The following is an 18,837-nucleotide window of genomic DNA, read 5'->3' on the forward strand; positions in this document are numbered from 1 at the left end:
CATGACAGAACACGAGCACGCCGCGACGGGTCCGGGACCCGGCTCCGGCCCGCACCCGCCGCCGGGTGCCGGGCCGCGCGGCGCCGCGCCCGCCGCGGGCACCGCGCCCGGACCGGGCGTTCCCGGGCCGCCGCACACGTTCCGCCGGGACCGGCGGCACAAGGTGCTCGCCGGGGTGTGCGCCGGGCTGGGCCGGCAGTGCGACCTGGACCCGGTGATCTTCCGGATCACGCTGGCGGTGCTCTCCGCGACCGGCGGCCTCGGTCTGATCTTCTACGGCTTCGCCTGGCTGTTCGTCCCGACCGACGACGAGGACGAGAACGAGGTGCGCAAGCTGCTCACCGGCCGGGTCGACGGTCAGGCGCTGACGGCCGTCCTCTTCGCCCTGGTCGGCTGCGGGGTCTTCCTCACCATGCTGGAGAACGGCGGGGTGCTGTCCTTCGCCGTCATACTCTCCCTCCTCCTCGCCGGCGCGGGGTACTGGTCGCGGCGGCGCGGCGCCCACGGCCCCGACCCGCTCGCCGCCCAGGCCGTGGCCGACGCTCCGCCCGAGGCCCAGGCACCGCCGGTCGCCTCCGCGTACCCGTCCTGGTGGCGCGACCCCATCGTCAAGGACGGCTCGCACGTCGGGGGCACGGGGTATCTGTGGGGGCCCTGGGACGCCCGCGGCCGGGACATCGCGGCGGCGATCACCATCGGGCGCACCGACCCCGCGGCCGGTGCGGTGCCGCGCGAGACGCCGCCGAAGCGGCGCGACGCCCGCCGGATCGGCGGCCCGGTCTTCCTGCTCGCCGTCCTCGCCGGTGGCCTCGCCACCCATCTGACCTGGGACGACCACCCGCTGGGCAGCAGCCTTCAGACGGGGCTGTCCTGCGCACTGGTGATCTTCGGGCTGGGCATCGCGGTCAGCGCGTTCCTCGGGCGGACCGGCATCGGTTCGATCTTCTGGGCGGTGGTCACCGCGGGCCTGCTCGCCGCGTCGGCCGCCCTGCCCAGCAACATCGGCACCCACTGGGCGCGCGCCGACTGGCGACCCGCCTCGGTCGCACAGGTGCGGGAGCAGTACGACATCGGCAGCGGCGTCGGCACCCTCGACCTGTCCCGGCTGACGGTGGGCGACGGGCAGACGGTCAGCACCCGGGCCGATGTCGGCGCGGGCCGAATACGGGTGATCGTGCCGCGTGACGTGACCGTGCGGCTGGACATCGAGGTCGGCGTGGGGGACATCCAGTTGCCGGGCGACGACCAGCAGGACGTGGACGTGGCGCCGGGCAAGCACAAGCAGGTGACCCTGCCCCCGACCGGGGGCGGCGAGAGCACCGGGACACTCGACCTGGACCTCCAGGTCGGCGTCGGACAGGCGGAGGTCAGCCGTGCTGCGTCATGAGTTCCAGCCGGGGCGGCTGGTCGCCGGTCTCTTCCTGACCCTGGCGGGCGCCGTCTACGCCGGGGACGCGGGCGGGCTGTGGGACGCGCCGTGGTTCGTGTCGATACCCGTCGTGGTGTGCGGCCTCTGCCTCGCGGGCGCGGTCGCCGTCCTCACCCGGGGCATCCGGCGACGCCGCCGGACCGCGACCCGGTCGTCCGCCGACCGGCCACCGGCGGACACGGGGGCCGACGCCCGTCCCCAGTGACCTCGGCGGACCGCACTCCCTGCTGCCGACCCTCCTCCCGGACCTGCCGCCGACGCTTCCCTGGTTCAGGCGCTCAGATCGCTCGGATCGCGCAGATCGCCGCTAGCGGTAGCCGCCGGTCCGCTGCCGGCGGCGGGCATGGAGGCGGGCGTCCAGGGAGAGCAGCGGTGTGCCGGCGAGGACGAGGGGGATCCAGGCCATGAGGTAGGCGAGGTCGTTGCCGTAGTAGTACGGGTCGGTGGCCCAGCTCACGGTCAGCCACAGGCTGAGCGAGATCAGGGCGCCGCCGAGCGCGGCGAGCCGGCCGAGCAGGCCGAGCAGGGTGCCGATGCCGACGGCGATCTCGCCGAGGGCGATGGCGTAGCCGAAGCCGACCGGGCTCTTCAGGGCCAGGTCGACGAGTGCGGGGATGGCGGAGGAGTCGCGGACGGTCCGCATCATGCTGCCGACGGAGCCGGTTCCGGTGTCCTGCAGGAAGGCGCTGTCGGTGAGCTTGTCGAGGCCGGCGTAGAGGAAGGTGACGCCGAGGAAGAGACGGAGGGGGAGCAGGGCGTACCGGGTGGCACCGTCGCGCCAGTCGCGTCCGCCTCCGCCGAGGTGGGGTCTGTGGGTGTGGGTGCGCATGCCATGGGTCATGGGTGGGGCCGCCTATCGCTCCGCGGGTGCCGAGACAAGACCTCCTCACGAGACCATACGCAGCGGGTGGGGGCCATGCTCATCGGGTGATCGACAGGGGATTCTCACCCTCGTTCGCGGTGGTGTCCCAGCCGCCCGCCCCGGTCGCCCGTGCCAGCCGCCCGCCCCGGTCGCCCGTGCCGGTCGCTCGTGCTGGTCGCCTCTCCCCTCACCTGCCGCTCCCGTGGTCCCGGGGGCCGGCCGGCCGACGGGCGCGTGGCGCGGACCGGTCCGGCGGCTACGGGAGGGTCAGTCCGTCACATCCACCGTGCAGCGGTTGGTCTCGACTCCGGCCGCGGTGATCACCTGGATGTCGACGCGGCCCGGTTCCACATCGGCCGGGACCGGGACGGTGAGGAGGGTGTCGGTGGGGTTGCTGAAACCGCCCGGGACGGGGACGAGGGGGACGTGGACGTTGACGGGACCGATGCGGACGACCATGCGGGAGAGCCGGTCGGCGCTCTGGGCGCCCGGGGGGACGAAGCCGGCGCCGCGGATCTCGATGTCGTCGCCGGTGCGGATGGGGCCGTCCAGGGCACCGGCCTCGCGGGCCCGGACCACGGAGAGGATGACCGGCCGGCCGCCCTCGGCGTACTTGCCGGCCAGGTAGGTGGCCGCCGAGACCAGCACCAGGACCGCCAGCCCCCACGGCAGGTCGGGCAACTGTCCGGGGCGCCGCGCCAGCCGGACCGCCGCGAAGACCAGGGCGACCGCGCCGATCACCACGTACTGGATGTCGGCGAAGGTGCCGCGGCCCGAGTCGTCGGTCAGGAGGTCGGCCGCGCGGGGGCGGTCGGCGGGCACCTTCTGCAGCCGCTGGGCGAGGACACGCAGGCCGACGACCCGGCGTACCAGCACGGCGATGGCGCAGACGACGGCCAGGACGGTGACCACGCCGGCGCCCCGGCGCAGTTCCAGGCCGGAGATCAGGGCGTCCCGCTCGCCGGGCCCGGAGGCCAGCGCCAACTGCCCGGCCAGCACCAGTACGGCGTACCCGACGAAGAGCACCCAGGCCGCCGCCACCGCGCGGGAGGTCGACAGCCGGTTGTCCTCACCGATGACCGGGGCCAGTGCCCCGCCGCGCGCCCGGTGGAACCAGGAGGCCGCGGTCAGCGCCCCGGCCACGAGCAGTGCCGCCAGCAGCCCGGCGGTCCGCGCGGGCGTCCAGCTCGCGCCGACCGCGGTGAGCGCCTGCACGAGCAGCAGCACCACGACCGCCGCCCACACCGCGCCGACCGTGCGGCGCCAGAGCCCCGTCAGCCATGCCTCGCCCTCGGCCCGGCGGCGTTCGGCGACGAGTTCGGCGGACTGGGTCAGCGCCTCGGAGACCCACTGCCGGGACGCCGACGCCGAGTGGGCGACCGCGGCCGGCAACCCCTGCCCGGCGGCGAACTCCTCCCGTCTGCGCAGGAACTCGGCGACCGCGCGCCGATGTCCCGCGCGGGCGCCGTGCGGGCAGTCCCCGCAGGTGCACCCGCCCCCGTGCGCGCCCGCGCCACCGTGTCCCGCCTCCTGCACCGCCACGCCCGACGTCCACCTTCCGCACCCCTGGGCCCGAGCCCGCGTCTCCCCCGCAACTCCCGTGGGACGACAGCGAATTGTGCCCTATCCGGGCCCGTGCGCGTCGGGCACCCCCGGCGCCCGGGGCCCGCCGCGAGTGACATCAGGTCCGCCGTGTTGACCCGGCTGCGAGAATTTCCCCATGGCCGAGATCATCCAGCGCGACGGGACCTGGGCCTTCGACGGCAGCACGGTCCGGATCACGCCGGGTCTGCACCGCTCGGTGCCGCTGTTCCGGCAGACGTACGGGGAGATCGCGGTGCCGCTGGACGCCGTGTCGGGTGTGGTCTTCGAGGCCGATCGCAGGCGCGGGAGGCTGCGGTTGCGGCTGCGCGAGGGCGCCGATCCGCTGCTCCAGGCGACCGGGGGCCGGCTGCCGGACGCGGCGGACCCGTACCGGCTGGCGGTGGACACCGACCGGGCGGGGGTCGCGGAGTACGTCGCCGAGGAGATCCGGCACGCGCTGCTGCTCGACGGTGTGCCGCAGGAGCCGGTCGGGAGCTATCTGCTGCCGGGGCCGCCGGTCCCGGTCGCGGTCCGATCCTCGGACGGCCTGGTCTCCTTCGACGGTACGCGGGTGCGGATCGACTGGGCGGAGACCTCCGGCCGGGTCAAGCGGGCCACCGGCCCGCGGATCATCGCCCTGGCCGATCTGGTGCAGGTGGAGTGGCTGCCCAACTCCGGCCACGAGGACGGTTTCCTCAGGTTCGTCACCCGGGAGACGGTGTTCGCCAAGCTGCCGCCGGACAAGGACCCCTACGCGCTGGATCTGTGGGGCAGTGCCCGGCGGGATCTGCTCACCGCGCTGGTCGCGGCGGCGGTCACCGCCCGGTTGCCGCACCCCTCGGCCTGCGCCGCCGCACACCCCGGCGAAGCAGGTGCCGCCGCACACCCCGGCGAGGCCGGCGGCGCCGCGCGCCGGGCCCCGGCCGTGCCGCCGCCGCGGGCCGACCACCACGACGTACTGCTGCGCAGGCTGCGGGAGCTGGGGCAGTTGCACCGGGACGGGGTGCTGACGGACGAGGAGTTCGCACGGACCAAGGCAGCGGTGCTACGGGACTTCTGAGCGGGCGTCAGCTCCGCGCGCGTCGGGTCCGCTGCGGCCGTCAGCTCAGCCCGCGTCGGCTGCGCTGCGGCCGTCAACTCAGCCCGCGTCGGCTGCGCTGCGGCCGTCAAGTCAGCCCGCGTCGGCTGCGCTGTGGGCGTCAGCTCAGCAGGTCGGGTTCGCTGCGGCTGATGTCCTGCCAGAGCGGCTGGTAGTTGATCCAGGCCATCAGGTCGCCGCCGGTCTGCTCCCGGGTGGCCGTGGCCTGCCGGTGGTCGATCAGCACCGGGCGGCCCGCCGCCCGCGCGGTGAGCTGGACCTGGCAGGACCGTTCCATCGACAGGAACCACCAGGCCGCGGCGTCCACCGAGTCGCCGACCGTCAGCAGCCCGTGGTTGCGCAGCACCAGCGCCTTGCGACTGCCGAGCACCGAGGCGATCCGCCGTCCCTCCTCGGCGTCGACGGTGACCCCGCTGTAGCTGTCGTACAGGGCGTGGTCCTCGTAGAAGGCGCAGCTCTCCTGGGTGATGGGGTCCAGCAGGTCGCCGAGGGCGGCGAGGGCCCGGCCGTGCACCGAGTGGCAGTGGGCGACGGCGACCACGTCGGGCCGGGCGGCGTGCACCTGGGAGTGGACGGTGAACGCGGCCTGGTTGACGTGGTAGCGGCCCTCGACGACCTGGCCCTCGGCGTTGGCCAGCACCAGGTCGCTCACCGTGACGTGCTTGAACGGCAGCCCGAACGGATTCACCCAGAAGCAGTCGCTGAACTCGGGGTCGCGGGCGGTGATGTGCCCGGAGACCCCGTCCTCCAGCCCGTACCGCCCGAAGATCCGCAGTGCGCCCGCGAGGCGTTCCTTGCGGTGCCGGCGTTCCGCCTCGACCGAGTCGTGCATCGGCGGCATCGCGAACTGGAGTCTGTCGGTGGGCAGCGGCGGGGGCGGAGTCGCCCCGGGCGTCCCGTGCATGGGTCCTCCGGCACTGGGTTGGTTCACGGGGCGGAAGGTACCGCCGGTGAGCCGGGGAGGACAGTTCTGTTCCGTAAAGATGGGCGCGGACCGGGACCGCGGAGCAGAAACCCGACAGAGGGTGTCCGGTATCGGGGACAGACTCGGTGGCATGACTGGCACCACGACAGCGAACTGGGGCACCTTCGCCGCCGCCGAACCCGATCTGGCCGCCACCGTCGAACGGCGGTTCGGCGCCTACCGGCACCATGTGCTGGCGACCCTGCGCGGGGACGGCTCGCCCCGCACCACCGGCCTGGAGGTCCGGTTCCTCGGCGGCGAGCTGTGGCTCGGCATGATGCCCGACTCCCGCAAGGCGCTCGACCTGCGCCGCGATCCGCGCTTCGCGCTCCAGGCCAACCCCGGCGACGGCACCGGCATGGGCGGCGGCGACGTCCGGATCAGCGGGCGGGCCGTCGAGGTCGAGGACCCGGCGGTCAAGGCCGGGTACGCGAAAGAGGTGGAACCGCCGGAGCCGTTCCACCTCTTCCGGACCGAGCTGACCGAGATCACCCGGACCTTCGTCGAGGACGACAGGTACCTCGTCCTCCAGGTCTGGCGGCCCGGCCGACCGGTGCGCGTGCTCAGACGCGCCTAGGGGTCACTCCCACTCGATGGTCCCCGGCGGCTTGCTGGTGACGTCGAGGACGACGCGGTTGACGTCCTTGACCTCGTTGGTGATCCGGGTCGAGATCCGGGACAGCACGTCGTACGGCAGGCGGGACCAGTCGGCCGTCATGGCGTCCTCGGAGGAGACCGGCCGCAGCACGATCGGGTGGCCGTAGGTGCGGCCGTCGCCCTGGACGCCGACCGAGCGGACGTCGGCGAGGAGGACCACCGGGCACTGCCAGATGTCGCGGTCGAGGCCGGCCGCCGTCAGCTCCTCGCGGGCGATGGCGTCGGCCTCGCGGAGCAGGTCGAGCCGCTCCTTGGTGACCTCGCCGACGATCCGGATGCCGAGGCCGGGCCCCGGGAACGGCTGCCGGTGGACGATCTCCTCGGGCAGGCCCAGCTCCTGGCCGACCATCCGGACCTCGTCCTTGAACAGCTTGCGCAGCGGTTCGATCAGCCGGAACTCCAGGTCCTCCGGGAGGCCGCCGACATTGTGGTGGGACTTGATGTTGGCGGCGCCGGTGCCGCCGCCGGACTCGACGACGTCCGGGTAGAGGGTGCCCTGGACCAGGAACTCCACGGCCGGGCCCTGGTCGGCGATGATCTCGGCCTGGGCCTGCTCGAAGACCCGGATGAACTCGCGGCCGATGATCTTCCGCTTCTCCTCGGGGTCGGTGACCCCCTTGAGCGCGTTCAGGAACCGCTCGGCGGCGTCCACGACCTTGAGCTGTACGCCCGTGGCGGCCACGAAGTCCTTCTCGACCTGCTCGGTCTCGCCCTTGCGCATCAGGCCGTGGTCGACGTAGACGCAGGTGAGCTGGGAGCCGATGGCCTTCTGGACCAGCGCGGCGGCGACCGCGGAGTCCACGCCGCCGGACAGCCCGCAGATGGCGCGCTTGTCGCCGACCAGCTCGCGGATCGCGGCGACCTGCTCGTCGATCACATTGCCGGTGGTCCAGTCCGGGCGGAGGCCCGCGCCGCGGTACAGGAAGTGCTCCAGCACCTGCTGACCGTGGGTGGAGTGCATCACCTCGGGGTGGTACTGGACGCCGTACAGCTTCTTCTCGTCGTTCTCGAACGCGGCGACCGGGACGACGTCCGTGGAGGCCGTGACGGTGAAGCCGTCGGGGGCGGCGGAGCAGGCGTCGCCGTGCGACATCCAGACCGCCTGCTCCTCCGGGGTGCCCTCGAAGAGGGTGGAGGACGGCTTGGAGACGGCCAGGCCGGTACGGCCGTACTCGCGGGCGCCGGTGTTGTCGACGGTGCCGCCGAGGGTCTGCGCCATGAGCTGGAAGCCGTAGCACATGCCGAAGACGGGGACGCCGGCCTCGAACAGGGCGGGGTCGACGGTCGGGGCGCCCTCCTCGTAGACCGACGAGGGGCCGCCGGAGAGGATTATCGCCGCCGGGTTCCTGGCGAGGATCTCCTCGACCGGCATGGTGCTCGGCACGATCTCGCTGTAGACCCGCGCCTCGCGGACGCGACGGGCGATGAGCTGGGCGTACTGCGCGCCGAAGTCGACGACCAGGACGGTGTCGGGGGCGGCGCTGGCAGCGGGGGACGCTGATGACACGGGGTGCCTTCCGGCGGTCGGGCGGGGGTCTTGTGCTTACCGATTCTACCGAGGCGCGGGCCGGGGACGCTCCGCCCTCCGCGGGCGGCCACCGGCCGGGGCGCGCAACCGCCCCGGGGCGCCCCCGCGTCTCACCATGCGACCCGGCTTGGACGCCGTCCGCGCGGGCGGCATACTGGGGCCATGCTCACGCACCCGACCTTCGTGTTTACCTATGGCGACCGGCCCGCCGGCTGCCATGGTCGTGCCGCTTGAGCTACTGACGAGCGACTTCCCAGGCGCCCCGGGCCGACAAGGCCCGGGGCGCCTGGCGTTTCCCGGACCGTCGTCCCGGGGCCCCGCACCGACCGGCGAGGAGCCCCCGACATGACCGTCCCGACCCCGTCCCACACGACCGCACCGGGTACGACGACCGCACCGACCGCACCGGGCGTGCCCGTCCCCACCCGGTCCGACGCGACCGGCGCGCGCACCCCCGAGGCGGCCGGTGTGATCACCGGCGCCCGGGAGCGCATCGACGCGCTGGACGACCGGATCATCGGCCTGATCCAGGAACGCATGGCCGTCTCGGCCGTCATCCAGGAGGCCCGCATCACCTCCGGCGGGCGGCGGGTGAACCTGGCCCGCGAGATGGAGGTCCTCGGCCACTACCGGGACGCCCTCGGCAAGCCGGGCACGGCCCTCGCCATGACCCTGCTGGAGCTGTGCCGCGGTCGCATCTGAGTTCACCCCCGCTCTCACCCGTACGGCGCGTGACCGCCCCGGCGCCGCTTCGTTGGTACCGGTGTCCGCGCCAGCCAGGGGCGGGCGCGCAGAACCACGCGTGGCTCGCTGGGGCGATGAGACGTACGGATCGTGCCGTGCGTCGTGGGACCTCGCCCCAGGCATGTGACCGGACGGCAGGGGACAGCAGCCCGGTCACCGAGAGAACGGCCGGTCCCGGGGACGCCCGGGGCCGGCCGCCCCTTCGTCGCCTCCCTGCCCCCGTCAGGTGCGCGGCGGCACCGTCGGCACCCCCAGGAACGGCAGCCGCAGCGCGCCGAACGCGTCCGCCGGGACCGCCGGCGTCCTGGGCTCGACCGGGCTCAGCCGCTCGTACGGACGCCCCTGCGCCGGGCGCGGGTCGGTGTCCCCCTTGTTGGGCCAGAACGACATCGCCCGCTCGGCCTGGGCCGTGATCGTCAGCGACGGGTTGACGCCGAGGTTGGCGGAGACCGCGGCGCCGTCCACGACCGAGATCCCCGGGTGGCCGTAGAGCCGGTGGTACGGGTCGATCACGCCGGTCTCGCGGGAGGCGCCGATCGGGCAGCCGCCGAGGAAGTGCGCGGTGAGCGGGGTGCCCATCAGCTCGCCGACGTTGGAGCCGGGGAAGCCGTTGATCTCGGCGGCGAGCGCGGTGGCGCCCTCGGTGGCCGCCTCGATCTGCTTGGGGTTGGGCGAGCCGTGGCCCTGGCGGGCGGTGAGCAGGCCCTTGCCGACGCCCGCCGGTTTCAGGTACGTCGTCAGGGAGTTGTCCAGCGACTGCATGACCAGGCCGATGATGGTCCGCTCCGACCAGCGGCGGTTGGACAGCGAGCGCAGCACCAGCACGGGGTGCCGGGCCGCGTGGGCGAGGAAGCCGAGGACGCGGGAGGTGCCGGTGGCGGTCTGCCCGGCGTAGGGGACCTGGAGGATCGACAGGCTGCCCATCGAGTTGGAGCCCTTGCCGTACCGGACCGGCTCGATGTGGGTGCTGGGGTCCGGGTGGATCGAGGAGGTGATGGCGACGCCGCGGGTGAAGTCGGCCCGGGGCGCGCCGGTGGCCTTGCGGTAGCGGCGGTCGTCGGTCTGGGCGCCGACCAGGGCCTCGGAGTTGGTGCGGGTCAGCGCGCCGAGCCGGTCGGATATGTACGGGAGCTGGCCGCCGGCCTTCATCCGGTGCAGCAGGGTCTGGGTGCCGTAGGTGCCGGCCGCGAGGACGACCCGGCGGGCGGTGTAGGTGCGGCCGGGTGCCTTGCCCTTGCGGTCGGTGGGGAGGGTGGCGACGGCGTACCCGCCGCGGGAGTCGTCGGTGACGGAGACGACCGTCGTCATCGGGTGCACGACCGCGCCGGCCTTCTCGGCGAGGTAGAGGTAGTTCTCGTTGAGGGTGTTCTTCGCGCCGTGCCGGCAGCCGGTCATGCACTCGCCGCACTCGCGGCAGGCCCGCCGCTCGGGGCCCGCGCCGCCGAAGTACGGGTCGGGGACCCGCTGCCCCGGCCTGGCCCGGACCGACCCGTCGGCGTCCTCGCCGTCGCCGAAGAAGACGCCGACCGGCGCCAGGTGGAAGGTGTCGCCGCAGCCCATCCGCTCGGCGGCGGCCTTGAGGTGCACGTCGGACGGGGTCATCGTCGGGTTGAGCCGGACCCCGAGCATCCGCCGGGCCTGGTCGTAGTACGGCGCCAGCTCGTCCTGCCAGTCGGTGATGTCCCGCCACTGGGGATCGTCGAAGAACGGTTTCGGCGGGACGTAGAGGGTGTTGGCGTAGTTGAGCGAGCCGCCGCCGACGCCCGCGCCTGCCAGGACCATGACATTGCCGAGCAGATGGATGCGCTGGAGGCCGTACATGCCGAGCCTGGGGGCCCAGAGGTAGTTCTTCAGGTCCCAGGAGGTCTTCGGCAGCGTCTGGGGGGTGAAGCGGCGGCCGGCCTCCAGGACGCCGACCTTGTAGCCCTTCTCGGTCAGGCGGAGGGCGGACACGGAGCCGCCGAAGCCGGAGCCGACGACGATGACGTCGTAGTCGTATGCGTCCTGGGGCACGGGGTCTCCTCGTCGAGTTCGCGTGCGGCTTGTCCGTGGTGGCTCGCGCTCCGGCGCGGAGCCGCGTATGCGATGCGGCCCGCGCCCCTCAGGTGCGTCACCTGAGCCGGAACGCCTTCATGGCGCGCAGGCCGCGGCTCATGAAGCGGGCGTAGCCCTCGTCGTCCATGCCGAGGGCGGGGGCCAGCGGGAGCAGGCGCTGTTCGGCGATGGTCTGGGTCTCGGTGTACTTGAGGATGCCCTCGGAGCCGTGCCGGCGGCCGAGGCCGGAGTCCTTCATGCCGCCCATCGGGGACCGGACGCTGCCGTACGCCGAGGCGTAGCCCTCGTTGAGGTTGACGGTGCCGGTGCGCAGGCGGGCGCCGATCGCCCGGCCGCGGCGGGCGTCCCGCGTCCAGACCGAGGAGTTCAGGCCGTACGGCGTGGAGTTGGCGCGGTCGACGGCCTCGTCGTCGGTCCGGAAGCGCTGGACGGAGACGACCGGCCCGAAGGTCTCCTCGGCGCAGACGGTCATGGCCTCGGTGACCCCGTCGAGGATGGTCGGCTCGTGGAAGAACGGGCCGATGTCGGGGCGCGCGGCCCCGCCCGCGACGATCCGCGCGCCGTGCGCGACGGCGTCCTCGATGTGCCGCCGTACGGTGTCCAGTTGCTGCCCGCTGACCAGCGACCCCATGTCGGCGCCGTACGCGAGGGCGCTGCCCAGCCGCATCGCGCGGGTGCGGGCGGCGAAGCGCTCCAGGAAGGCGTCGGCGACCGACTCGTGCACCAGCAGCCGCTCGATGGAGACGCACAGTTGCCCGGCGGAGGAGAAGCAGGCGCGGACCGCGCCCGCCGCGGCCTTGTCGAGGTCGGCGTCGTCGAGGACCAGCATGGCGTTCTTGCCGCCGAGTTCGAGCGAGAAGCCGACCAGCCGGTCGGCGGCGATCTGGGCGACCTCGCGGCCGGTGCGGGTGGAGCCGGTGAAGGAGACGTAGTCGCCGCGCTTGACGACCTCGGGGCCGACGACGGGGCCGAGGCCGATGACGGCCTGGAGCACGTCGGCGGGCAGTCCGGCCTCGATCAGCAGGTCCCGGGCCCACAGCGCGGTCAGGCAGGACTCGGTGTCCGGCTTCATCACCACGGCGTTGCCCGCGACCAGGGCGGGCAGGGCGTCGCCGACGGAGAGTTCGAGGGGGTAGTTCCAGGGGACGATCTGGCCGACGACGCCGCGCGGGTGGCGCAGCTCGGTGACCTTCGTCAGCACCGGTATGGCGCCGGTGTGCCGCTTGGGCCGCAGATAGGCGCCGGCCCGGTGACCGTAGTGCCGGGCCGCCATGGCGACGGCCTGGACCTCCTCGTGGGCGTGCAGGCGGGCCTTGCCGGTCTCCAGTTGGATCAGGTCGAGGACCTCGGCCTGGCGTTCGAGCACCAGGTCGTGGAAGCGGAGCAGGACGGCCGCGCGCCGCCGTACCGGGGTGGCCGCCCACACCGCCTGGGCGGCCCGGGCCAGGTCGAAGGCCCGCGCCACGTCCTCGGGGGTGGACTCGGGCAGGTCGGCCAGCTTCTCGCCGGTGAACGGGGTGTGGTTGACGGTCCGGCCGGAGCCGACGACGCCCTTGACCAGCCGGGCGACCAGCTCGGGGGTGACCACGTCGGCGGCGGTACGGGTGCCCGCCGGGGTGGGGGCGACCGGGTTGGTGCCCGGGGCCGGGGCCGGGGCGCCGGTGGTGCCGGGGGTGCCGGTGGGGGTGCCGGGGGTGTCCGTGCCGGTGAGGTCCGGGGCCTGCGCGTCCGTCATGTGCGGCAGGGTATGACGCGGCGGGGCCTTTGTGTACCCGTCGGTAACGGGGATTCCGGGAGGGCTCGCACGCTGCCAGCGATCGCTGGCAAGGAATGGCCTGATCAGGGCGGTTGTGGGGGGTGGTGCGGGGGCGGGGGTTCTTTTCGGCCGAGGGCCGCGATCGCGCGGGACCAGGCGGGACCGGGCGGGACCAGGCGGGACCACGCGGGTTCCTGCGGGGAGCGCCCCGGGTGCCCCCCGGTCAGGTCGCCGACGGCACGACCGTGGCCGTGGCCGTGGATGTGACCGTGGCCGTGGCCGTGGGCGCGGGCGTGGACCGCTCCGGCGTACGCGTCACGGTGACCGTCTCGGTCGGGACGCTGGACGGCACGGTCGTCACCGTCCGGGTCGGGACGCCGGACGGCGCGCTCGTGGCCGTCACCGACGCCGAGGGCGACGGCGTGTCCCCGTCGTCGCCGAGGCCGTCGATGAGCAGAGCGGCCGCGGAGATGCCCGCGCCCGCCGTCGCTGCGGCCAGCACCACCGCCATCAGCAGGCCGCGCCGGCTGTGCCGCGTCCCCTCCACGGGCGGCGCCGGGGGGCGGCCCGTGGCGAGGAAGTCGCGCAGCATCCGTTCCGCCCCGGCCGCGTCCAGCCGCCGTACGGGGTCGCGTTCGAGCAGTCCGCGCAGGAGCGGAAGGAGCGGCCCGGCCCGCGCGGGGAGCCGTATCTCCTCGGAGATGACGGCGTGCACGATGCCGCTGAGCGAGTCCCGGCGGAACGGCGACTCGCCGCTGAGCACCGCGCACAGCAGCGCGCCCAGCGACCACAGGTCGGAGTGCGGACCGGTTCCGGCGCCGGACATCCGCTCGGGCGCGGTGTACTCGGGGGACCCGACGAAGGACCCGGCCTCGGTGAGGGTGGTGGCGCCCGCGACCCGGGCGACGCCGAAGTCGGTGAGGACGACCCGGCCGTCCTCGGCGACCAGCACGTTGGACGGCTTGACGTCGCGGTGCAGGACCCCGGCCTCGTGCGCGGTGCGCAGGGCGCCGAGCAGGGCGAGCCCGATCCGGGCGGCCTCGGCGGTGTCGACCGGGCCGTGCGCGGCGACCCGGTCGGCGAGCGAACCGCCGTGGATCAACTCCATGACCAGGTACGGGCGTTCGTCGTCCTCCACCACGTCGTGCACGACGACGATGTGCGGATGGCTCAGTTGGGCGACCGCGCGGGCCTCGCGCAGGACGCCCTCGCGGCGCCGGCGGGCCTCGGCATCGGAAAGTCCCTCGTCGAACGGGAGGGCCTTGACGGCGACCTCCCGGCCGAGCAGTTCGTCGGTGGCCCGCCAGACGACGCCCATGCCGCCGCGCCCGAGCCGCGACTGAAGCCGGTAGCGGCCCGCGATGACACGCCCGCCCGCCCCCTCGGTCACCATGGGCCCATCATGCCCCACCGCACGGACCGGCTCGGAGCCGCCGAACGGGGGTGGCCGACAACCGACGTGCGGCCGGACCCGTCAGCCGGTCTTCTCCTGCCAGCCCTGGAGCACGGCCGTGAACTGCTCGCGCGTGGTCGCCCAGTCCGCCTCGGGCGAGGACATGTAGAGGACGTACTCGACGCCGTCCCGGGACAGGTACGCCTCCTCCACCGCCCGGCGCGGGCCGGGGAACGGCGTGTCCTTGGCCAGGGCGTTCCAGGTGAACTCCCAGCGTGCGCTGTCCCGGTCCCGGTAGGTGGAGCGCTCCAGCGTCACCCGCCGGTAGTCGACCAGCTTGAGCTGCTGCTCCAGGTCGAGCTGGTGGGCGTAGGGGTCGTTGAAGTCGGGCGCGGTGTCCATGGCGATCCGGACGAAGTGCTCGCCGCCGTCGGGGGTGTAGTCGATCTGCCGGAGGTCGCCGTCCTCGTCGAGCGGCTGCCGTTTCCAGCCCTCGGGCAGCCAGAGGCTGAAACCGAGCGGGTCGTCGTACCGGACCCACCCCTTGGGCACGGAGCCCGAGGGTTCGTCGTCGGCCGTGGTCGAGGTGGTGCCGGTCGGGGCCGGGGTGGTGCCGGTCGGGGCCGGTGACGCGGAGACGGCGGTGTCCTTTCCGCTGTCCTTCCCGGTGTCCTCGTCGTGGTCGGCGCCGGTCATCAGGACGGCGGCCACCGCGCCGACGACCACGGCGGCGGCGATCGCCACGGCGAGGGCCCGCAGTCCGCGCCGCCGGAACGGGCCACCAGGTCCGGCCGGGGCACCGGTACCGGTGGGCGGCTGCCGGTCCGGGGGCGTGCCACCGGGGTGGGCCGCCGTCGTCGCGCCGGGGTGGCCCGGCGCGCCGGTCGCCGTCGTGGTGGTGGCGGGGCCGGTCGTGGTCGGGGCGCCCTGGCCTCCGTATCCCTCGTACCCGGCGTATCCGTCGTACCCGGCGTAACCCCCGGGCCCGGCGGATCCGTCGTACCGCGACTGCCCGGTGCCGTGCGGGTGCCCGTCGCCCGTCAGCCGCGTGGTCGGCACGTACGCCTGGGCCCCGCTGGGCCGCCGTCCCTCCGCCGCCTCCGCGAGCATCTGCTCGGCCTCGGCCGCCGAGGGCCGGGTGGCCGGATCCTTGCGCAGCAGGGCGGTGATGACGGGCCCGAGGGGACCGGCGTACCGGGGTTCCTCGGCCTCCTCCTCGACGACCGCCTGCATGGTGCCCAGGGGCGAGGTGCGGCGGAACGGCGATCTGCCCTCGACCGCCGTGTAGAGCGTCGCGCCCAGCGCCCACAGGTCGGAGGCGGGGCCGGGATCGTGGCCGCGGACCCGCTCGGGGGCGAGGTAGTCGACCGAGCCGACGACCTCGCCGGTACGCGTGATGGTGTTGTCGCCCTCGATCTGCGCGATGCCGAAGTCGGTGAGCAGGACGCGTCCGTCCCGGCCGAGGAGGACGTTGCCGGGCTTGACGTCGCGGTGCAGGACGCCGGCGGAGTGCGCGGCGCCGAGGGCGCGCAGCACCCACAGACCGATCCGCGCCGCCTCGCGGGGCTCGACGCGCTGCTCCTCCTTGACCGCGTCGGCCAGCGAACGGCCCTCGACCAGCTCCATCACGATCCACGGCCGGCCGTCGTGCTCCAGTACGTCGTGCACGGTGACGACGGCGGAGTGGTTGATCCGCGCGGCGGCCCGCGCCTCACCGCGGGTGCGCGCCAGCAGGACGGCCCGGTCGCTCTCGGCGACGTACAGCGCGGCGGTCAGCTCCTTGATGGCGACCGTCCGGTGCAGCACCTCGTCGTGGGCGCGCCACACCCGGCCCATGCCACCGCTGCCGATGGCGTCAGCGAGCCGGTAGCGGCCCGCGAGGAGCCGGCCTTGCATCTGATTCACGTTGCCCCGCAATGCTCTTGACAGGGTCAGCGTAGGGACCGGTTCCCGCGCAGGGAACCGCCGGGGCGGCCCGGAGACCGCTCTGTGACGGTTGTCGCTTTCCGCGCCGGAAGTGAACCGAAGGGGTCCGCCGGGCGTCGGCCCGCCGTCGCGCCGGGTTCCTCAACTCCAATGCGACAGCGAGCCTCCTGGCGCGGCGTCACTTCTCGGCCCGGTACGTCGCCGACGCCTGCTCGTACAGGCGGGTCACCTCGTCGCGCTCCGCCTCCGGGCCGCGCACCTGCACCACGTGGTACCGCCCGTCGATCAGCATGGCGAGGTTGCGCACGTACAGCTCGCCCCCGTCGTCGCCGTTCCAGGTGAACTGGCCCTCGGCCATGCGCCGCCCGCCGACCTCGATGCTCTTCAGCCCGGTGGAGGTGGCCCAACTGGAGTCGCGGTAGGGCTGGAGCTCGGGCTCCCTGTCCCGCTGGTACTTCATCGGGTCGCCGCCGAACTCGGCGGCCGTGTCCCGGCCGGGCACCACGAGCAGTTCCAGGTCGCCGCGCCCGTACACCACTTGGCCGCGCCCGTTGACGGGGGTGCGGTGCCAGCCCTTGGCGACGGCGACGCGGAAGCCCTCCGGGTCCTTGCGCAGGACGAAGCCGTCGGCGGCGCCGGGCTCGGTGGTCTGCGGCTCGGTGGAACGGGCGGGCCGCGAGGGGTCCGCCCCCTGCCCCGGTTCCTCCCGCCCGGGCCGGGACTCGTCCTCCGGGCCCGCCGACGCGCCGGGCGGCATCTGGCTGACCTCGCCGGCGGCGCTCGTCCGGTCCGTGGAGCCGGTCCCGTCCGTCCGGCCGGCCTTCGGCATGAAGAGCATGGCGTACCCGACCGCCGCCGCCATGAGCAGCAGCACCAGCACCAGCAGGGTGCGGCCGAGCCGGTGCGCGGAACGCCGTTCCCCACGGCCCCGCTTGTGCCGGCCGTGGTGCGCGGGCAGCCCGGCGCGCCGCCTGCGCACCAGCTCGCCCCGGCGGCGGACGACCGGCAGCTTGGCGGTGTCCAGGGGCGGCGCGGGGACGACGTTCAGTCCGGCGTCCGGCTCCGGTGCCGAACGCACCAGCGAACGCAACCAGCCACGCAGCTCCTCGAAGTCGAGGCGCTCGGTCGGGTCCTGCCGCAGCAGCGACTCCACCACCGGCCGCAGCGGCCCGCACTCCTCGGCGAAGGCCGGCGGTTCCGCGCAGACCATCTGCACCAGCTCGGCCGTGGACTCCTCCGGGTACGGCGCGTGCCCCTGTACGGCGCGGAAGAGCAGGGCGCCCAGCGCCCACAGGTCGGTGGCGGGGCCGATGGGCGCGGCGAGCTGCCAGTTCTCGTGCACCGGGCCGGCCTGCTCCGGGGCCCAGCGCTCGGTCACCGGCCCGACCACGGCCATCCGCGTCTGCCGCGCCCGCTCGGCCGCCAGCGCGGTCGTCGGCCCGCGTCCCCGCACGCGCGCCTGCGAGACCAGCTCGTCCCACCGGCCCGGGGTGGGAGCGGGGGCGGGGGCGTTCCGGGTGTCGGGGACGGGGGCGGGGGCGTGGCGGGTGCCGGGCGCCGGGCCCTGGCCGCCGCCGCCCGGGGTGTCGCCCGTACGGGGTGTCGCCCCGTGCCAGGACGTGGCCGCCGGGGCGGCCGAGGTGGTCCGTACGCCGTAGGGGTCGGCGATCTGGCCGGGCGGGGACGCGGGCGCGCCGCGCCCGGGGGCGTACGGCGGCTGCGCCGACCCGTTGCCGCCGGGGCCGGGCCCGGGTCCGCCGCCGGGGGCGGGGCGGGCGCCGGGCAGCGCCGCCCGGCCGTTCTGCGCCTCCTGGACGCGGGCGGCGGCGCGGGCGCCCGCGCGGTAGGCGGCGATCGCCCCGGCGCGCGCCGCGCGGACGTCACCGGCGCCTTCGAGCGCCCGCGGCCCGCTTCCGGCGGGGGTTCCGGCGCCGCCCTGGGCCGGCAGGCCGCCGGCCACCCGTGCCTGTATCGCGGCCCGCCGCGCGGCTTCGGGGTCGCCGGGTCCGCTACCGGGCTCGATGGCCACCGTGGCGGCACCGGCACCCGCACCCGCACCACCGGCCGGGACCGGCTCCGCCCCGGCGCCCGGCTCCCCCGGTTCGCCCTCCGGCACCGGCACCGGGTCGTACCCGGACAGCGCCTCCTCCGCCGCGCCGACCGCCAGCCCGGTCAGCATCACGCGTCCGTCGTCGCAGACCAGCACCGTGCGCGCGGTGATGTTCCGGTGCACCCAGCCGTGGGCGTGCAGCACCCGCAGCGCCGTCAGCACGTCGGAGGCGACCTCGGCGGCCCGGTACGGGGAGAGCGGCTCCTCGGCGAGGAGCGCGGCCAGCGGCCGGGCGGCCACCAGCTCGCTGACCACCCAGAGCGAACCGCCCTCGGCGAACACGTCGAAGACCTGGTCGAGCCGGGGGTGGTCGGGGATGGCCGCCGCGGCCTGCGCCGCCTCCACGGCCCGCCGTACCACCGGGTCCGTGGGCCGCCGGGTCCCGCCGCCCGCGGCCGGCCCCCGCTGCCCGGGGCGGCGCGGGTCGCCGTCACGCGCGGTGAACCCGTCGGGCAGCCCCTCGGCGTCGAGCACCTCCGCCTCGACGACCTCCGGCAGCGGCACCTGCCGTATCAGGACCTCCTGCCCGCTGTAGGTGTCGAAGGCCCGGGTCTCGGTGAGTTCGTACTCGTCGGACGGCGGCAGCGGCAGGCGGTAGCGGTCGGCGAGCACCCGTCCCGCGTAGTCGTCCACGATGCCTCCCCGGCCACCCCGGTCGGTCAAATCCGTTCGCCCCGCGTCCCGTTCCGGGTGCGTACGGTCCGCAAGCACTCACGATACGTGCCGGAGG

At 74.7% G+C, this 18,837-nt stretch carries 14 protein-coding genes; 5 read left to right on the forward strand and 9 right to left on the reverse strand.

What is annotated here, in order from left to right; translation table 11 throughout:
• Position 1: 1 nt before the first annotated feature.
• Positions 2-1,387, forward strand: coding sequence for a PspC domain-containing protein (locus IE316_RS21270; protein WP_190206022.1), 1,386 nt, complete (start codon positions 2-4; stop codon positions 1,385-1,387).
• Positions 1,374-1,634, forward strand: a complete 261-nt coding sequence (locus IE316_RS21275; RefSeq protein ID WP_190206023.1) for a hypothetical protein — start codon at positions 1,374-1,376, stop codon at positions 1,632-1,634. The genes IE316_RS21270 and IE316_RS21275 overlap by 14 nt, the downstream gene beginning before the upstream one ends.
• A gap of 102 nt (positions 1,635-1,736) precedes the next feature.
• Here IE316_RS21275 and IE316_RS21280 read toward each other — a convergent pair whose 3' ends face one another.
• Together IE316_RS21280 and IE316_RS21285 are read right to left on the reverse strand one after the other, a co-directional pair.
• Complete coding sequence (locus tag IE316_RS21280; RefSeq protein ID WP_190206024.1) at positions 1,737-2,258, reverse strand: DoxX family membrane protein; 522 nt, start codon at positions 2,256-2,258, stop codon at positions 1,737-1,739.
• Between the two features lie 300 nt (positions 2,259-2,558).
• On the reverse strand, positions 2,559-3,833 hold the full coding sequence (locus IE316_RS21285; RefSeq protein WP_190206025.1) for a hypothetical protein: 1,275 nt from the start codon (positions 3,831-3,833) through the stop codon (positions 2,559-2,561).
• Positions 3,834-4,011: 178 nt separating this feature from the next.
• On the opposite strand from IE316_RS21285, the gene IE316_RS21290 reads away from it, so the two are divergent.
• Positions 4,012-4,935 (forward strand): DUF4429 domain-containing protein, encoded by a 924-nt coding sequence (locus IE316_RS21290; protein WP_190206026.1) that lies wholly within the window; start codon positions 4,012-4,014, stop codon positions 4,933-4,935.
• A gap of 139 nt (positions 4,936-5,074) precedes the next feature.
• On the opposite strand, the gene IE316_RS21295 is transcribed toward IE316_RS21290, so the two are convergent.
• Positions 5,075-5,878, reverse strand: a complete 804-nt coding sequence (locus IE316_RS21295; protein ID WP_190206027.1) for a class II aldolase/adducin family protein — start codon at positions 5,876-5,878, stop codon at positions 5,075-5,077.
• Between the two features lie 151 nt (positions 5,879-6,029).
• Between IE316_RS21295 and IE316_RS21300 the strand changes: the two genes are divergently transcribed.
• Complete coding sequence (locus IE316_RS21300) at positions 6,030-6,515, forward strand: pyridoxamine 5'-phosphate oxidase family protein (RefSeq protein ID WP_190206028.1); 486 nt, start codon at positions 6,030-6,032, stop codon at positions 6,513-6,515.
• A gap of 3 nt (positions 6,516-6,518) precedes the next feature.
• Here the strand turns inward: IE316_RS21300 and guaA are convergent, their stop codons facing one another.
• Positions 6,519-8,102 (reverse strand): glutamine-hydrolyzing GMP synthase, encoded by a 1,584-nt coding sequence (gene guaA, locus IE316_RS21305; protein WP_190206029.1) that lies wholly within the window; start codon positions 8,100-8,102, stop codon positions 6,519-6,521.
• Positions 8,103-8,468: 366 nt separating this feature from the next.
• On the opposite strand from guaA, the gene IE316_RS21310 reads away from it, so the two are divergent.
• On the forward strand, positions 8,469-8,825 hold the full coding sequence (locus IE316_RS21310) for a chorismate mutase (RefSeq protein ID WP_229910504.1): 357 nt from the start codon (positions 8,469-8,471) through the stop codon (positions 8,823-8,825).
• A 264-nt stretch (positions 8,826-9,089) separates the two neighbouring features.
• Here the strand turns inward: IE316_RS21310 and IE316_RS21315 are convergent, their stop codons facing one another.
• From IE316_RS21315 to IE316_RS21335, 5 genes are all read right to left on the reverse strand, one after another.
• On the reverse strand, positions 9,090-10,880 hold the full coding sequence (locus IE316_RS21315; RefSeq protein WP_190206030.1) for a GMC family oxidoreductase N-terminal domain-containing protein: 1,791 nt from the start codon (positions 10,878-10,880) through the stop codon (positions 9,090-9,092).
• A gap of 97 nt (positions 10,881-10,977) precedes the next feature.
• Positions 10,978-12,657, reverse strand: coding sequence for a succinic semialdehyde dehydrogenase (locus IE316_RS21320; protein WP_190206031.1), 1,680 nt, complete (start codon positions 12,655-12,657; stop codon positions 10,978-10,980).
• Positions 12,658-12,901: 244 nt separating this feature from the next.
• A complete protein-coding gene (locus IE316_RS21325; protein WP_190206032.1) occupies positions 12,902-14,071 on the reverse strand; it encodes a serine/threonine-protein kinase in 1,170 nt (389 codons plus the stop codon).
• 81 nt (positions 14,072-14,152) lie between these two features.
• Complete coding sequence (locus IE316_RS21330; protein WP_190206033.1) at positions 14,153-15,967, reverse strand: serine/threonine-protein kinase; 1,815 nt, start codon at positions 15,965-15,967, stop codon at positions 14,153-14,155.
• A 208-nt stretch (positions 15,968-16,175) separates the two neighbouring features.
• On the reverse strand, positions 16,176-18,740 hold the full coding sequence (locus tag IE316_RS21335) for a serine/threonine kinase C-terminal domain-containing protein (protein WP_190206034.1): 2,565 nt from the start codon (positions 18,738-18,740) through the stop codon (positions 16,176-16,178).
• Positions 18,741-18,837 lie beyond the last annotated feature (97 nt).

It is taken from the genome of Streptomyces fumanus (genome assembly GCF_014655295.1).
Classification (GTDB): domain Bacteria; phylum Actinomycetota; class Actinomycetes; order Streptomycetales; family Streptomycetaceae; genus Streptomyces; species Streptomyces fumanus.

Coding starts and splice junctions, on each gene's coding strand:
- IE316_RS21270 (WP_190206022.1), top strand. CDS start 2: ATGACAGAACACGAGCACGCCGCGACGGGTCCGGGACCCGGCTCCGGC.
- IE316_RS21280 (WP_190206024.1), bottom strand. CDS start 2,258: ATGCGCACCCACACCCACAGACCCCACCTCGGCGGAGGCGGACGCGAC.
- IE316_RS21290 (WP_190206026.1), top strand. CDS start 4,012: ATGGCCGAGATCATCCAGCGCGACGGGACCTGGGCCTTCGACGGCAGC.
- IE316_RS21295 (WP_190206027.1), bottom strand. CDS start 5,878: ATGCACGGGACGCCCGGGGCGACTCCGCCCCCGCCGCTGCCCACCGAC.
- IE316_RS21300 (WP_190206028.1), top strand. CDS start 6,030: ATGACTGGCACCACGACAGCGAACTGGGGCACCTTCGCCGCCGCCGAA.
- IE316_RS21310 (WP_229910504.1), top strand. CDS start 8,469: ATGACCGTCCCGACCCCGTCCCACACGACCGCACCGGGTACGACGACC.
- IE316_RS21320 (WP_190206031.1), bottom strand. CDS start 12,657: ATGACGGACGCGCAGGCCCCGGACCTCACCGGCACGGACACCCCCGGC.
- IE316_RS21325 (WP_190206032.1), bottom strand. CDS start 14,071: ATGGTGACCGAGGGGGCGGGCGGGCGTGTCATCGCGGGCCGCTACCGG.
- IE316_RS21330 (WP_190206033.1), bottom strand. CDS start 15,967: ATGCAAGGCCGGCTCCTCGCGGGCCGCTACCGGCTCGCTGACGCCATC.